This window comes from Pseudomonas sp. TWP3-2, from assembly GCF_049897765.1.
Classification (GTDB): domain Bacteria; phylum Pseudomonadota; class Gammaproteobacteria; order Pseudomonadales; family Pseudomonadaceae; genus Aquipseudomonas.
Window position 1 is genome coordinate 97,069 of sequence record NZ_JAFCWW010000012.1, and the last position, 15,174, is coordinate 112,242.

Sequence of the window (15,174 nt, forward strand, 5' to 3'; positions counted from 1 at the left end):
GTTACGCCTTCTTCTGGTGTTGAGCCAATGCTGCCTTGACGAAGCCACTGAACAGCGGATGACCGTCACGTGGTGTCGAGGTGAACTCCGGGTGGAACTGGCAAGCGACGAACCATGGGTGATCCGCAGCTTCGACCACTTCAACCAGCGCTGCGTCAGCGGAACGGCCGGAAATTTTCAGGCCGGCTTCCATCATCTGTGGCAGCAGGTTGTTGTTCACTTCGTAGCGATGACGGTGACGCTCGACAATCACATCCTTGGCGTAGCAGTCATGCACTTTGGAGCCGGCTTCAAGCAGGCATTCCTGAGCGCCGAGACGCATGGTGCCGCCCAGATCGGACGCTTCGGTACGGGTTTCGACCGCGCCGGTAGCATCTTCCCACTCGGTGATCAGACCCACGACCGGGTGGCCGCTCTTGCTGTCGAACTCGGTGGAGTTGGCGTCTTTCCAGCCCATCACGTTACGTGCGAACTCGATGACCGCGACTTGCATGCCCAGGCAAATGCCGAGGTATGGAATCTTGTTTTCGCGAGCGAACTGCACGGCAGTGATCTTGCCTTCCACGCCGCGCAGACCGAAGCCGCCCGGTACGAGGATCGCGTCAACACCTTCGAGCAAGGCAGTGCCCTGGTTCTCGATGTCTTCGGAATCGATGTAGCGCAGGTTGACCTTGGTGCGGTTGCTGATGCCGGCGTGACTCATCGCTTCAATCAGCGACTTGTAGGCATCCAGCAGCTCCATGTACTTGCCGACCATCGCGATGGTCACTTCGTGTTCCGGGTTCAGCTTGGCGTCAACCACTGCTTCCCACTCGGACAGGTCAGCGCTGCCGCATTGCAGGCCGAAACGCTCAACCACGAAATCATCCAGACCCTGCGAGTGCAGAATGCCCGGGATCTTGTAGATAGTGTCGGCGTCTTCCAGCGCAATCACCGCACGTTCTTCAACGTTGGTGAACTGGGCGATCTTGCGACGCGACGAAATGTCGATCGGGTGATCGGAACGGCACACCAGTACGTCTGGCTGCAGGCCGATCGAACGCAGTTCCTTGACGGAATGCTGAGTCGGCTTGGTTTTGGTCTCGCCAGCGGTGGCGATGTACGGCACCAGCGTCAGGTGCATCAGCATCGCGCGCTTGGCGCCGACTTCGAAGCGCAATTGACGGATGGCTTCGAGGAACGGTTGCGACTCGATGTCACCCACGGTGCCACCGATCTCGACCATTGCCACGTCAGCATCGCCCGCGCCTTTGATGATGCGGCGCTTGATCTCGTCGGTAATGTGCGGAATTACCTGGATGGTTGCACCCAGGTAGTCGCCACGACGCTCTTTGCGCAGCACGTGCTCGTAGACACGGCCGGTGGTGAAGTTGTTGTTCTGGGTCATGGTCGTGCGGATGAACCGCTCGTAGTGGCCCAGGTCCAGGTCAGTCTCGGCGCCGTCGTGGGTGACGAACACCTCACCGTGCTGGAACGGGCTCATGGTGCCCGGATCGACGTTGATGTACGGATCCAGTTTGAGCATGGTGACCTTAAGCCCCCGCGCCTCCAGGATCGCCGCCAATGATGCCGATGCAATGCCTTTCCCCAAAGAAGAAACAACACCGCCCGTGACGAATATGTAGCGCGTCATGAAAAACCCTAGAAGTCTGCGTTAAAGCGGTACGAGCCGCCGGGGAAAGCGAAGGAAGGCCGAAGCCCCCGATCACCTGCATTAATCACAGTGCACCTTTCAAAAAAACCGCCGCGTTGGGACAGACCGGCAGGTGAAACACCGGTACGTTGCTCGCTACACATTTTTTGGAATCGCCCAGCAAAGACTGCTTGGTAATCGGCAACTCCTGCAATTCAGGCGAATCCACAGAAGTTGTATCAAGAAGGGAGCGTAGTCTACCGGAATGCCCCCTTCATCTCAAACCTTGATCTTCTTCCGCGTGACCCCAATGCAATCGCCAGCCTTGCTGCGGATTGCCGTCGAGCCCCGGCAGGTTCGCCACCGCGAGCAATTCTTCGCCACGAAACAGCAGCGGCAATCTGCCACGCACGAAGCCCGGCACCGCGCGCTCATTAAGCAGGCGTTTGAGGTCGCGATGGCCACGCTCGGCCAGATGCAGCACCTCACCGCCCTGCCGATAGCGAATGTGCAGCGGGCCTGCGGGAGCCGGACCGCTGAACATCACATGACCGTTATCGCCCAAGCGTAGTGGCTGCGCAGGCTCGTGCCAAAGGTCGCTGACCACCGGTGTGCGCAGCCATCGATTACTCAGCCACCACACACGGCCGGCACTTCTGTGCAGTTCGCCATCCGCCAGACGCCAGATCGGCGAAGCGTCGCTGGCGGCAGTGCACAGATCCGTCCAACCCGACCAATGGTCAGTGTCTGGCAGTCGCGTCAGCGCTTGCAGCCAATGGCTGAGCGCATTGCGTTGACGCGCGGGTGACAGCGTCGTCAGTACGCTCATTTGCAAAGAAGGAATTCGCAGCCATTCGAATTCATGTGAAGTGTTGGCGCCAGCCAGATCAATCTGCGCCAGCTCGTCGAGCAATCCCTGCGCCTCCCTCAGATGCGCCGCACTGCGCGCCATGCTCGCCTGTGCCTGCGGCCAGCGCGCGGTAAGCACCGGCATTGCCTGATGGCGCAGGTAATTGCGCGAGAACTGGCGATCCTGATTGGACGGGTCTTCGATCCAGCTCAGTTGGTTGGCTTGCGCGTAGGCCTCCAGCTCGGCACGGGTCACGTCGAGCAACGGCCGCACCAGCCTACCCTGCCCCAACGGCCGCTCGGCCGGCATGCCGGACAAACCACGCACGCCGGCGCCACGCAGCAGCCGAAACAGCAGAGTTTCCGCCTGATCGTCACGGTGCTGCGCGGTCAGCAGGACATCATCGGCTTGCGTCACGGAACTGAACGCCACGTAGCGAGCATCCCGCGCGGCGCGCTCCAGGCTTGCACCCGTTTGCACCTGCACGCGAACCACCTGTAATGGGACGCCCAGCGCTTCACAAAATTCTTGGCAATGCTTAGGCCACGCGTCAGCCACAGGCTGCAGGCCATGATGGACATGGATGGCGCTGAGTGCCGGCATGGGACCGAATTTTGCGAGATGGGCGAGGATGTGCAGCAGGACGGTGGAGTCGAGACCACCGGAGAAGGCGATGCGCCAGTGGGCGGCATTGCGCCAAGGCTCGAGATTCAGCAGAAGCCGGGAGAGCAGATCACTTTTCGAAGTATTCATGGAGATTGATCACTTCTCATAAAAACCTGTAGGAGCTGCCGCAGGCTGCGATCTTTTGATCTTAAAACAAACAAGGTCAAAAGATCGCAGCCTGCGGCAGCTCCTACAGGGTTACTGCGGTCGACTTAGAGACCGTAGCTCATCAGTCGATCATAACGGCGCTTGAGCAGCGCTTCGTTATCGAACTTCTGCAGCATCGCCAGTTGCGAGCTCAGCTCGGCACGGATCGATGCAGCAGCCGCAGCCGGATCACGGTGGGCGCCGCCCAGAGGCTCGCCAATCACCTTGTCCACAATGCCCAGACCTTTCAGGCGCTCGGCAGTGATGCCCATTGCTTCTGCGGCATCCGGTGCTTTTTCGGCGGTTTTCCACAGAATCGAAGCGCAACCTTCCGGTGAGATCACCGCGTAGGTCGAATATTGCAGCATGTTCAGTTGGTCGCAGACGCCAATCGCCAGTGCGCCGCCAGAACCACCTTCACCGATAACGGTGGCGATGATCGGGGTTTTCAGGCGTGCCATGACACGCAGGTTCCAGGCGATGGCTTCGCTCTGGTTGCGCTCTTCAGCGTCGATCCCAGGGTAAGCCCCCGGCGTGTCGATGAAGGTCAGAATCGGCATTTTGAAACGCTCGGCCATCTCCATCAGACGGCAGGCCTTGCGGTAGCCTTCCGGACGCGGCATGCCGAAGTTGCGACGAACTTTCTCGCGCACTTCGCGGCCTTTCTGGTGACCGATGATCATCACCGGCTGCTCGTCGAGGCGAGCGATACCGCCAACGATTGCCGCGTCGTCGGAGAAGTGACGGTCGCCGTGCAGTTCGTCGAACTCGGTGAAGATGTGCTCGATATAGTCCAGGGTGTACGGGCGCTTCGGGTGACGCGCCAGACGTGCGATCTGCCAGCTGGTCAGTTTGCCGAAGATGTCTTCGGTGAGCGTTTTGCTCTTGTCCTGCAGGCGGGAGATCTCATCGCCGATATTCAGCGAATTGTCATTACCGACCAAGCGCAACTCTTCGATCTTGGCTTGCAGGTCGGCGATCGGCTGTTCGAAATCTAGAAAATTCGGGTTCATAGGCGTCCGTCTTGGGTCGTGTCCCAAATGAGCTTGGGCCGGCCGGTTGTCTATTCGCGCCCTACCTTAAGGAAAAGGCGCGCTAAGGTCGAGATTAAAAATTCAGGTCGCGGGCAAGGCGCTTGGTGGCACCCTGCCGGTCAACGGTATTGGAGGAAGACGTTGTCTCGCCCGAACTGGTCACGCAGGGCTTGAATCAACGCATCCGCCGGATCGATTCGCCAGGTCTCGCCGAACGTCAGCAAGGTCTTCGCGTCGGGGCTGGTGTACTCCATGGTGATCGGGCACGCGCCGCGATGACGCTTGAGCAGGTCACCCAACCAGCGTAGCTGATCGCCCTTCAGATCCTGAGTCTGCAGCTTCAGACGCAAGCTTTCAGCCAGATTGGTGCGTGCATCTTCCATGCTCATCACGCGCTTGACCCGCAGGCGCAGGCCACCGGAGAAGTCGTCGTTGCTGACTTCGCCCTCGACCACCACCATCGCGTCGGTCTGCAACAGCGATTGCGCGGAATGGAACGCTTCGGCAAACAGCGACGCCTCGATCCGTCCGGAGCGGTCGTCGAGGGTGATGAAGCCCATCTTGTCGCCCTTTTTGTTCTTCATCACCCGCAGGGCGATGATCATCCCCGCCACGGTCTGCGTATCCCGGGCCGGTTTCAGGTCGATGATGCGCTGGCGGGCGAAACGGCGGATTTCGCCTTCGTATTCGTCGATCGGGTGACCGGTCAGGTACAGACCCAAGGTGTCTTTCTCACCTTTGAGCCGCTCCTTTAGCGTCAGCTCCTTGGCCTTGCGATGGGTCGCGTAAACATCGGCATCGGCCTCGACGAACAGTCCGCCAAACAGGTCGGCGTGACCGCTGTCATGGGTGCGCGCGGTTTGCTCGGCAGCCTTGATCGCCCCTTCCATCGCCGCCAGCAGTACCGCGCGATTGCGATCGATGTTGGCCTGATACGCCTTCTGCTCTTCATGGAAGTACGGACCGAGACGATCCAGCGCGCCGCTGCGGATCAATCCGTCGAGCGTGCGCTTGTTGATGCGTTTGAGGTCGACCCGGGCGCAGAAATCGAACAAATCCTTGAACGGCCCGTCCTGACGCGCCTCGGTGATTGCCTCGACCGGCCCCTCGCCCACACCCTTGATCGCGCCGAGGCCATAAATGATCCGGCCTTCGTCATTTACCGTGAACTTGAATTCCGAAGTGTTCACATCCGGCGCGTCGAGACGCAGCTTCATGGTGCGAATTTCTTCGATCAAGGTCACGACCTTGTCGGTGTTGTGCATGTCCGCCGAGAGTACCGCAGCCATGAACGGCGCCGGGTAATGGGTTTTCAGCCAGGCAGTCTGGTAAGACACCAGACCATAGGCGGCGGAGTGAGACTTGTTGAAGCCGTAACCGGCGAATTTTTCCACCAGGTCGAAAATGTTACCGGCAAGATCGGCGTCAATATTGTTGGTCTTGCAACCTTCGATGAAACCGCCGCGCTGCTTGGCCATTTCTTCGGGCTTTTTCTTACCCATGGCCCGACGCAGCATGTCCGCACCGCCGAGGGTGTAACCGGCCATGACCTGGGCAATCTGCATCACCTGTTCCTGATACAGGATGATGCCGTAGGTCGGTGCCAGAACTGGCTTGAGACCTTCGTACTGATAATCCGAGTGCGGGTAGGCCAGTTCGGCGCGACCGTGCTTACGGTTGATGAAGTCGTCAACCATGCCCGATTGCAGCGGGCCCGGACGGAACAGCGCCACCAGTGCGATCAAGTCTTCCAGGCAGTCGGGCTTGAGCTTTTTGATCAGCTCTTTCATGCCGCGCGACTCGAGTTGGAATACCGCTGTGGTTTCGGCTTTTTGCAGCAGTTGATAAGTCGGCTTGTCGTCCAGCGGGATGAAGGCGATGTCCAGCGGCGGCTGATCGACCTTGGCGCGGTCGCGGTTGATGGTCTTCAGCGCCCAGTCGATAACCGTCAGGGTTCGCAGACCGAGGAAGTCGAACTTCACCAGACCGGCAGCCTCCACGTCGTCTTTGTCGAACTGGGTTACCAGACCGTCGCCCGCTTCGTCGCAATAGATCGGCGAGAAGTCCGTCAGCTTGGTCGGCGCGATAACCACACCACCGGCGTGCTTACCGACGTTACGCACCACGCCTTCAAGCTTGCGCGCCATCTCCCAGATTTCAGCCGCTTCTTCATCGACCTTGATGAAGTCGCGCAGGATCTCTTCCTGCTCGTAGGCTTTCTCGAGAGTCATGCCGACTTCGAACGGAATCATCTTCGACAGACGATCCGCCAGACCGTAGGACTTGCCCTGCACCCGCGCCACGTCACGCACCACAGCCTTGGCGGCCATGGAACCGAAGGTGATGATCTGGCTTACTGCGTTGCGACCGTATTTCTCGGCCACGTAGTCGATTACCCGGTCCCGCCCGTCCATGCAGAAGTCGACGTCGAAGTCGGGCATGGATACCCGTTCCGGGTTGAGGAAACGTTCGAACAGAAGGTCATATTCCAGAGGATCGAGGTCGGTGATCTTCTGCACATAGGCCACCAGCGAACCGGCACCCGATCCACGACCCGGGCCGACCGGCACGCCGTTGCTCTTGGCCCACTGGATGAAGTCCATAACGATCAGGAAGTAACCGGGGAAGCCCATCTGGATGATGATATCCAGCTCGAAATTCAACCGGTCAACGTAGACCTGACGCTTGGCCTCGTAGTCCTCGGTGGTGTCCTTGGGCAGCAGGACCGACAAGCGATCTTCCAGACCTTCGAACGATACCTTGCGGAAATATTCATCGATGGTCATGCCATCGGGAATCGGGAAGTTGGGCAGAAAGTGCGTACCCAGCTTCACTTCGATGTTGCAGCGTTTGGCGATCTCGACGGTGTTTTCCAGCGCCTCGGGAATATCGCTGAACAGCTCGGCCATTTCCTCGGCGCTTTTGAGGTACTGCTGATCGCTGTAATTCTTCGATCGCCGCGGATCGTCGAGGGCGCGGCCCTCACCGATGCAAACGCGGGTTTCGTGGGCAGCAAAATCTTCCTGCTTGATGAAGCGCACATCGTTGCTCGCCACCAGCGGCGCGCCGAGCTTGTCGGCCAGGGCCACGGCGCCGTGCAGTTGTTCTTCATCGTTGGGGCGATTGGTGCGCTGGATTTCCAGATAGAAACGATCCGGGAAGACACTCATCCATTCGCGCGTCAGGGCCTCGGCTTCAGCGATGTTGCCGCTGATCAGGGCCATGCCGATTTCGCCCTCTTTCGCCGCCGAGAGCATGATCAACCCGGCGCTGGCCTCGGCCACCCACTCGCGCTCAATGATGACGGAGCCATTGCGCTGGCCATCAATGAAGCCACGGGAGATCAGTTCGGTCAGGTTGCGATAGCCCTGAGCGTTCATCGCCAACAGGCTGATCCGGCTCAGCGGCGCGTCCGGATCCTTGTTCGACAGCCACAGGTCGGCGCCGCAGATCGGCTTGATCCCGGCACCCATGGCGTTTTTATAGAATTTGACCAGAGAACACATGTTGTTCTGGTCGGTGACCGCAACGGCCGGCATGTTCAGGCTGTTCAGGGCCTTGACCAACGGCTTGATCCGCACCAGCCCGTCGACCAGGGAGTATTCAGTGTGCAGGCGTAGATGAACGAATGAAGCCGGCATAGTGATCCTGCGTATAGTCATGAAAACAACAAGGCCCGGATTGTACCGGGCCTTGGCGAAAACATCAGCCTTGCGCTTAAACCTGTGTCAGGCCTTCCAGCGCCTCGTACGCCAGACGCACCGGGGCGAACGAGCGACGGTGAATGGGCGTCGGCCCAAGCCGTGCGAGGGCTTCCAGATGAACGGGCGTCGGATAGCCTTTGTGCCCGCCGATGCCATAACCCGGATAAATCAGCTCGAACGCCGACATCTCGCGATCACGACTGACCTTGGCCAGAATTGACGCCGCGGCAATGGCCGGAACCTTGCTGTCGCCCTTGACCACGGCCTCAGCTCGCATCGGCAAATGCGGGCAGCGGTTGCCGTCGATCATCGCCAGTTTTGGCTGAATATGCAGCCCGGCAATTGCGCGCTGCATGGCCAGCATGGTGGCATGGAGGATATTCAGCTTGTCGATTTCTTCAACTTCGGCACGCGCGATACACCAGCTCAGGGCTTTCTCGCAGATTTCGTCATAGAGCTTTTCGCGACGGGCTTCGGTGAGCTTCTTCGAATCATTGAGACCGAGGATCGGCCGGTTCGGATCGAGGATCACCGCAGCGGTAACTACCGCGCCGCACAACGGGCCGCGTCCGACTTCATCGACACCGGCCACCAGCTCTTCGACTTCGGCGACCAGGGTGAAATCGAGGCCCATCTGCATCGTTGTCTTGCTCATCGTGTTTGACCGATCAGGTTCAGCACGGCTTGCGCCGCTTGATTGGACGCGTCCAGACGCAGGGTGCGGTGAATCTCGTCGAAACCGCGCGTCTGCTCTTCCCCGCCTTCGATCAGTGGCGAAAGAGTCTGCGCCAGCGCTTCGACCGTCGCATCGTCTTGCAGCAATTCCGGCACCAGCAGGCGCTGAGCCAAGAGGTTTGGCAAGGACACATAAGGGCTCTTGACCATGCGTTTGAGAATCCAGAACGTCAGCGGTGCAAGACGATAGGCAACCACCATCGGCCGCTTGTACAGCAGCGCTTCAAGCGTGGCAGTACCGGAGGCGATCAACACCGCGTTGCACGCCGCCAGTGCCAGATGCGACTTGCCATCGAGCAGGGTTACCGGCAGATCACGCCCGGCGAGCAATTCTTCAAGTTGCACCCGACGCTGCGGGCTGGCGCAAGGCATGACGAAACGCACACCGGGGCGCATCGCGCGCAGACGTTCGGCGGTATCGAGGAACAACGCGCCGAGACGACCAACTTCGCCGCCACGGCTGCCGGGCATCAATGCCACCAGCGGCCCGTCAGGCAAGCCCAACTCGGCACGCGCGGCTTCGCGATCGGCCTGCAGGGGAATGGCATCGGCCAGCGAATGGCCGACGAACCGTACCGGTACGCCCTTCTCTTCGTAGAATTTGGCTTCAAACGGGAACAGCGTGAGCATCAGATCGCAACCTTCGCGAATCTTCAGCACGCGTTTCTGGCGCCATGCCCACACCGACGGGCTGACGTAATGCACAGTCTTGATCCCGGCCTGACGCAGCTTGAGTTCGATATTGAGGTTGAAATCCGGGGCATCGATACCGATGAACACGTCCGGCTTCTGCGCGATCAGCATCGCGATCAAGTCCTTGCGGCGCTTGAGCAACTCACGCAAGCGCCCGAGAACTTCCACCAGGCCCATCACCGACAGACGTTCCATTGGAAAATGCGAGGTCATGCCTTCGGCTTCCATCAGCGGGCCGCCGACGCCGATGAACTCGACCGTCGGGTGCTGAGCCTTGAGAGCACGCATCAGACCGGCGCCGAGAATGTCACCGGAAGCCTCACCCGCTACCAGCGCAATACGCAAATTGGCCATGATCAGCGAGTGATGCCGCGAGTCGACGACTGGATCGAGTCACGAAAAATGGCGACTTCCGGGAACTGCGCAGCAGGCTCGGCCAGTTCGCCCAGCGCTTGCTCAACGGTCAAGCCTTGGCGGTAAACCGTTTTGTAGGCGCGGCGCAAAGCGTGGATCGCGTCTTCGCTGAAACCGCGACGGCGCATGCCTTCGAAGTTCATGCTGCGCGCTTCGGCCGGGTTGCCGAACACGGTAACGAACGCTGGCACATCCTTGCCGATCGCCGTACCCATGCCGGAAAAGCTGTGGGCGCCGATATGGCAATACTGATGCACGAGGGTGAAACCGGAGAGGATCGCCCAGTCATCGACGTGAACGTGCCCGGCCAACGCGGTGTTGTTGACCAGAATGCAGTGGTTACCGATAACGCTGTCATGACCGATGTGCGCGTAGGCCATGATCAGGTTGTGATCGCCCAGCGTCGTTTCGGAACGATCCTGCACGGTGCCACGGTGAATCGTCACGCCTTCACGGATGACGTTATGGTCACCGATCACCAAACGGGTTTCTTCACCCTTGTACTTCAAGTCAGGCGTGTCTTCGCCTACCGAGGAAAACTGGTAGATGCGATTGTGTTTGCCGATGCGGGTCGGACCCTTGAGGATCACGTGTGGCCCGATCACTGTACCCTCGCCGATTTCCACACCTGCGCCGACGATCGACCACGGGCCGACCTCGACGCCGTCAGCCAGAACGGCCGACGGATCGATGATTGCGCGAGGGTCAATCAAACTCATACTTTTTGTTCCGCGCAGATGATTTCGGCGGAGCAGACCGGCTTGCCATCGACCGAAGCCTGGCATTCAAACTTCCAGATCTTGCGCTTGCAGCTGATGAACGTTGCCTCGAGGATCAACTGATCGCCTGGCTTGACCGGCTGGCGGAAGCGCAGCTTGTCGGAGCCGACGAAGTAGTACAGGGTGCCATCAGCCGGCTTCACGTCCAGCATCTTGAAGCCCAGAATCCCCGCAGCCTGAGCCATGGCTTCGATGATCAGTACGCCGGGCATGATTGGATGCGCCGGGAAGTGACCATTGAAGAACGGTTCGTTGATGCTGACATTCTTGTAGGCGCGAATGCGCTTGCCTTCCACATCCAGATCCACGACCCGGTCCACCAGCAGGAACGGGTAACGGTGAGGCAGGTATTCGCGAATCTCGTTGATGTCCATCATTTCGGGAGGAAGCCTATGTAAAGATTGGGAACGCGCGACTGACGCGCGCTCCTCTAGCAAATCAAGGAGGCAGTCCAGAGGCTGTGCACTCTTGATATGGAAATGGTATCAGCCTTCAGATGAAGCATTACCGTCAGGGGTCACTTCCCCGGAGCGCTTTTCCAGCTGGCGCAATCGTCGCGCGATGTCGTCCAGCTGACGAATGCGGGCCGCGCTTTTGCGCCACTCGGCCGCCGGTTGCATGGCTGTACCGGATGAATAAGCGCCCGGCTCGGTAATCGAGTGGGTCACCATGGTCATCCCGGTCAGGAAAACGTTGTCGCAAATATCGATGTGTCCGACCAGGCCGACACCACCGGCGAGCATGCAATGCTTGCCGATTTTGGTGCTGCCGGAGATCCCCACGCAAGCGGCCATGGCGGTGTGATCACCGACCTGAACGTTGTGGGCGATCTGAATCTGGTTGTCGAGCTTCACGCCATTGCCGATCACGGTATCGGCCAACGCACCACGGTCGATGGCGGTATTCACGCCAATCTCCACATCGTCACCGATGGTCACGCCACCAATCTGGGCGATTTTCTGCCAGATGCCTTTCTCGTTGGCAAAGCCGAAGCCTTCACCGCCGAGCACGGCGCCGGACTGAATGACCACACGTTTGCCGATGCGCACGTCGTGGTACAGCGTCACCCGTGGAGCCAGCCAGCCACCTTCACCGATCTCGCTGCGAGCGCCAATGAAACAATGCGCACCGAGTGTCACGCCCGCAGCAATCCGCGCGCCGGCTTCAATCACCACAAAGGGACCGATGCTGGCGGCAGGATCAACTACCGCGTCCGCCGCGATCACTGCCGAGGGATGGATACCCGCAGCGGCTTTCGGTTTTGGATCGAACAGATGGGAGATACGTGCGTAAGCCAGATAAGGATCCGGCACCACCAACGCATCACCGGCATAACCTTCGGCATCAGCAGCTTTGAGCAACAGTGCTGCAGCCTGTGAGTCAGCCAGGTATTTACGGTATTGGGGATTTGCCAGAAAGCTCAACTGAGCTGGGCCAGCCTCTTGCAAAGTGGCTAGCCCAGTAATTTGCTTTTCCGCGTCGCCACGCAGGGTGGCCCCGAGGAACTCGGCCAACCGGCCGAGTTTGATAGTCACGGTCATGGGTTACTTCAGCTGATTCATGCGCTCGATAACCTGGCGCGTGATGTCGTACTGAGGTTTGACATCGATGACTGCACCACGCTCGAAGACCAGGTCGAAAGCACCTTTCTTGATGACTTCTTCCACTGCGCCATCCAGTTTCGGCTTCAGTTGCTTGAGCATTTCACGGTCAGCAACGGCTTTGGCTTCGTTCAGTTCCTTGGACTGGAACTGGAAATCACGGGCCTTTTGCTTGAATTCAAGCTCCAGACGCTCACGCTCGCCTTGCTGCATCTTGTCGCCGCCGGCCATCAGACGATCCTGAATGCCTTTGGCGCTGCTTTCCAGAGTCTTCAGTTTGGTCAGTTGCGGACCGAACTTCTTCTCGGCGTCCACGGCATATTTCTTGGCCGCGTCGGATTCCAGCAGAGCCATCTGATAGTTCAGAACGGCGATTTTCATGTCGGCAAATGCCGGGCCTGCCACCAGTACGGAGGCCAGGAGAACCAATTGAGTCAACTTACGCACGATGCACTCCTACAAAATCCATTGTCGTTATCTTGGGTCAGACGCTTAGAACGTCTGGCCGAGGGAGAATTGGAACACTTGAGTTTCAGCGTCATCCGGTTTCTTGATCGGCATCGCCAGTGCGAAACTCAGAGGACCCAGTGCGGTGACCCAGGTCACGCCTACACCGACAGAGCTGGCCATGTTGCTGAGGCTGATGTCGTTACACTTGGTGGCAGAAGTCGACCCGACAGTAGCGTTGGTAGTCTTCTCGCAGCTGGAATCGAATACGTTACCGACATCCCAGAATACCGAGGTACGCAGGGAACGCTGGTCCTTGACGAACGGCAGCGGGAACAACACTTCAACACCACCCTGAATCAGGACGTTACCACCGAATGGCAGCGGATCCTGATCCGGGTCGGCCAGGGTACCGGAGTTACCGGTCACACCGACACCACGACTCGGAGTACTGCGCGGCCCCAGCGTACTGTCCTTGAAACCACGAACCGAGTTGAAACCACCAGCATAGTAGTTTTCATAGAACGGCAAGCCATCGGTCGAACCATAACCGTCGCCATAGCCCAGCTCGGTGTGCAGGCGCATGGTGTAGTTTTCGCTCAGCGGCTGGAACAGCTGGCCACGGTAGTCGAGTTTGAAGAACGACAGATCGCTGCCCGGAATCGTGCTTTCCAGCGTCAGGCTCTGGGAACGGCCACGGGTCGGTAGAACACCTTTGTTCAAAGTCGACTCGGACCAGCCGGCGGAAGCCTTGAAGTTCAGGTATTTGTCGCCTTCCTGCTTAACGAAGTCGAAAATCTCATCAACGGTGTACTGACCGGTCTTGATCGTATCCTGCTGCGCGGACAGACCGAATGTCAGACGCGACGTTTCGCTGATCGGGTAGCCAACATTGACGCCTGCACCCAGGCTGTCGACTGCATAGCTGGCGATATCAGTATCAAGGTCGTCATAGTCAGTGGTGCGATAGAACGCGTTGTAACCCAGGCTCACGCCATCAGCAGTCCAGTACGGGTCAACGTAGCCGAAGTTGTAGCGGCTCTGGTATTCGCTGCGGGTCAGGCCGACGCTTACACGGTTACCGGTACCGAGGAAGTTGTTCTGAGTGATCGAACCACCGAGGATCAGACCGGCACTCTGCGCGAAACCGACGCTGGCGGTGATCGAACCGGAAGCCTGCTCTTCTACGCTGTAGTTCACGTCAACCTGGTCATCAACACCCGGAACAGCAGGAGTTTCAACGTTGACTTCTTTAAAGAAGCCCAGACGCTCAAGACGGGTCTTGGATTGGTCGATCAGGTAAGTCGAAGCCCAGCCACCTTCCATCTGACGCATTTCACGACGCAGCACTTCGTCTTCCGACTTGGTGTTGCCACGGAAGTTGATGCGGTTGACGTAAGCGCGCTTGCCCGGATCGACGGCAAACAGGATATCTACAGTGTGATCATCGTCATGCGGTTGAGGAACGCCGTTGACGTTGGCGAAGGTGTAACCCTCGTTACCCAGACGACGGGTGATCAGTTCGGAGGTGGTAGTCATCAGCTTGCGCGAGAACACCTGGCCTTTCTGCACCAGCAGCAGGGATTTGACCTGGTCTTCAGGTACCTTCAGGTCACCGCTGAGTTTGACGTCACGAACAGTGTACTTCTCGCCTTCAGTCACGTTGACGGTGATGTAGACGTGCTTCTTGTCCGGGGTGATCGACACCTGGGTCGAAGCGATATCCATGTTGATATAGCCACGATCCAGGTAGTAGGAGCGCAGACGCTCCAGGTCACCGGAAAGCTTTTCACGGGCGTACTTGTCATCGTTCTTGAAAAACGACAGCCAGTTGGTGGTCTTCAGTTCGAACAGGTCGGTCAGGTCTTCTTCCGGGAAGACCGTGTTGCCTACCACGTTGATGTGCTGAATGGCAGCGACGGTGCCTTCGTTGATCTTCACTTTCAGACCAACACGGTTGCGCGGCTGCGATACCACTTCGGTATCAACGGTCGCCGAGTAACGGCCTTGAGCAACGTATTGACGTTGCAGCTCGTTACGCACACCTTCAAGGGTGGCGCGCTGGAAGATTTCACCTTCGGACAGACCGGATTGCTTCAGGCCTTTCATCAGGTCTTCAGTCGAGATCGCTTTGTTGCCTTCGATCTCGATACTGGCGACCGACGGGCGTTCGACGACCGTGATGACCAGTACGTTGCCTTCGCGGCCCAGCTGGATATCTTGAAAGAAACCGGTTTTGAACAACGCACGAGTGGATTCCACCAGGCGACGATCATCCGCCTGCTCGCCGACGTTCAACGGCAAGGCACCAAAGACGCTACCCGCAGAGACCCGCTGGAGGCCATTGACGCGGATATCAGAGATAGTGAAGGACTCGGCGTGAACTTCGGCGATCATCAATACGGTGAGAACCGCAGTTAGCAGCAGACGTTTCATGAAGTCCTTTCTTATTCCAACTGGCAATAAACAAA

General features: G+C 58.6%; 11 protein-coding genes. All 11 read right to left on the reverse strand.

What is annotated here, in order from left to right; translation table 11 throughout:
- Position 1: 1 nt before the first annotated feature.
- The 11 genes from ACP7EE_RS18595 to bamA all read right to left on the reverse strand — a co-directional run bounded on the left by ACP7EE_RS18595 (position 2) and on the right by bamA (position 15,139).
- Positions 2-1,633: a CTP synthase gene (locus ACP7EE_RS18595; protein WP_420648319.1), complete on the reverse strand. Its 1,632-nt coding sequence runs from the start codon at positions 1,631-1,633 to the stop codon at positions 2-4.
- Positions 1,634-1,907: 274 nt separating this feature from the next.
- Positions 1,908-3,236, reverse strand: a complete 1,329-nt coding sequence (gene tilS / locus ACP7EE_RS18600) for a tRNA lysidine(34) synthetase TilS (protein ID WP_426235770.1) — start codon at positions 3,234-3,236, stop codon at positions 1,908-1,910.
- A 125-nt stretch (positions 3,237-3,361) separates the two neighbouring features.
- Entirely contained in the window at positions 3,362-4,309 is a 948-nt protein-coding gene (locus ACP7EE_RS18605) for an acetyl-CoA carboxylase carboxyltransferase subunit alpha (protein WP_420648321.1), read from the reverse strand.
- A gap of 140 nt (positions 4,310-4,449) precedes the next feature.
- A complete protein-coding gene (gene dnaE, locus ACP7EE_RS18610) occupies positions 4,450-7,971 on the reverse strand; it encodes a DNA polymerase III subunit alpha (protein WP_426235773.1) in 3,522 nt (1,173 codons plus the stop codon).
- A gap of 76 nt (positions 7,972-8,047) precedes the next feature.
- Positions 8,048-8,674 carry a ribonuclease HII gene (gene rnhB, locus ACP7EE_RS18615; protein ID WP_426206222.1) on the reverse strand — a complete coding sequence of 209 codons (627 nt, stop codon included), beginning with the start codon at positions 8,672-8,674 and terminating at the stop codon, positions 8,048-8,050.
- A gap of 11 nt (positions 8,675-8,685) precedes the next feature.
- Positions 8,686-9,816 (reverse strand): lipid-A-disaccharide synthase, encoded by a 1,131-nt coding sequence (gene lpxB, locus ACP7EE_RS18620; RefSeq protein WP_426206168.1) that lies wholly within the window; start codon positions 9,814-9,816, stop codon positions 8,686-8,688.
- 2 nt (positions 9,817-9,818) lie between these two features.
- A complete protein-coding gene (gene lpxA / locus ACP7EE_RS18625) occupies positions 9,819-10,595 on the reverse strand; it encodes an acyl-ACP--UDP-N-acetylglucosamine O-acyltransferase (protein ID WP_420648324.1) in 777 nt (258 codons plus the stop codon).
- Positions 10,592-11,032 carry a 3-hydroxyacyl-ACP dehydratase FabZ gene (gene fabZ, locus ACP7EE_RS18630; protein ID WP_008028982.1) on the reverse strand — a complete coding sequence of 147 codons (441 nt, stop codon included), beginning with the start codon at positions 11,030-11,032 and terminating at the stop codon, positions 10,592-10,594. The genes lpxA and fabZ overlap by 4 nt, the downstream gene beginning before the upstream one ends.
- 108 nt (positions 11,033-11,140) lie before the next feature.
- A complete protein-coding gene (gene lpxD / locus ACP7EE_RS18635; protein ID WP_426235775.1) occupies positions 11,141-12,196 on the reverse strand; it encodes a UDP-3-O-(3-hydroxymyristoyl)glucosamine N-acyltransferase in 1,056 nt (351 codons plus the stop codon).
- A gap of 3 nt (positions 12,197-12,199) precedes the next feature.
- Complete coding sequence (locus ACP7EE_RS18640) at positions 12,200-12,703, reverse strand: OmpH family outer membrane protein (protein ID WP_420648326.1); 504 nt, start codon at positions 12,701-12,703, stop codon at positions 12,200-12,202.
- A gap of 45 nt (positions 12,704-12,748) precedes the next feature.
- On the reverse strand, positions 12,749-15,139 hold the full coding sequence (gene bamA / locus ACP7EE_RS18645) for an outer membrane protein assembly factor BamA (protein ID WP_426235777.1): 2,391 nt from the start codon (positions 15,137-15,139) through the stop codon (positions 12,749-12,751).
- Positions 15,140-15,174: the final 35 nt, after the last annotated feature.

Coding starts and splice junctions, on each gene's coding strand:
- ACP7EE_RS18595 (WP_420648319.1), bottom strand. CDS start 1,633: ATGACGCGCTACATATTCGTCACGGGCGGTGTTGTTTCTTCTTTGGGG.
- tilS (WP_426235770.1), bottom strand. CDS start 3,236: ATGAATACTTCGAAAAGTGATCTGCTCTCCCGGCTTCTGCTGAATCTC.
- ACP7EE_RS18605 (WP_420648321.1), bottom strand. CDS start 4,309: ATGAACCCGAATTTTCTAGATTTCGAACAGCCGATCGCCGACCTGCAA.
- dnaE (WP_426235773.1), bottom strand. CDS start 7,971: ATGCCGGCTTCATTCGTTCATCTACGCCTGCACACTGAATACTCCCTG.
- rnhB (WP_426206222.1), bottom strand. CDS start 8,674: ATGCAGATGGGCCTCGATTTCACCCTGGTCGCCGAAGTCGAAGAGCTG.
- lpxB (WP_426206168.1), bottom strand. CDS start 9,816: ATGGCCAATTTGCGTATTGCGCTGGTAGCGGGTGAGGCTTCCGGTGAC.
- lpxA (WP_420648324.1), bottom strand. CDS start 10,595: ATGAGTTTGATTGACCCTCGCGCAATCATCGATCCGTCGGCCGTTCTG.
- fabZ (WP_008028982.1), bottom strand. CDS start 11,032: ATGATGGACATCAACGAGATTCGCGAATACCTGCCTCACCGTTACCCG.
- lpxD (WP_426235775.1), bottom strand. CDS start 12,196: ATGACCGTGACTATCAAACTCGGCCGGTTGGCCGAGTTCCTCGGGGCC.
- bamA (WP_426235777.1), bottom strand. CDS start 15,139: ATGAAACGTCTGCTGCTAACTGCGGTTCTCACCGTATTGATGATCGCC.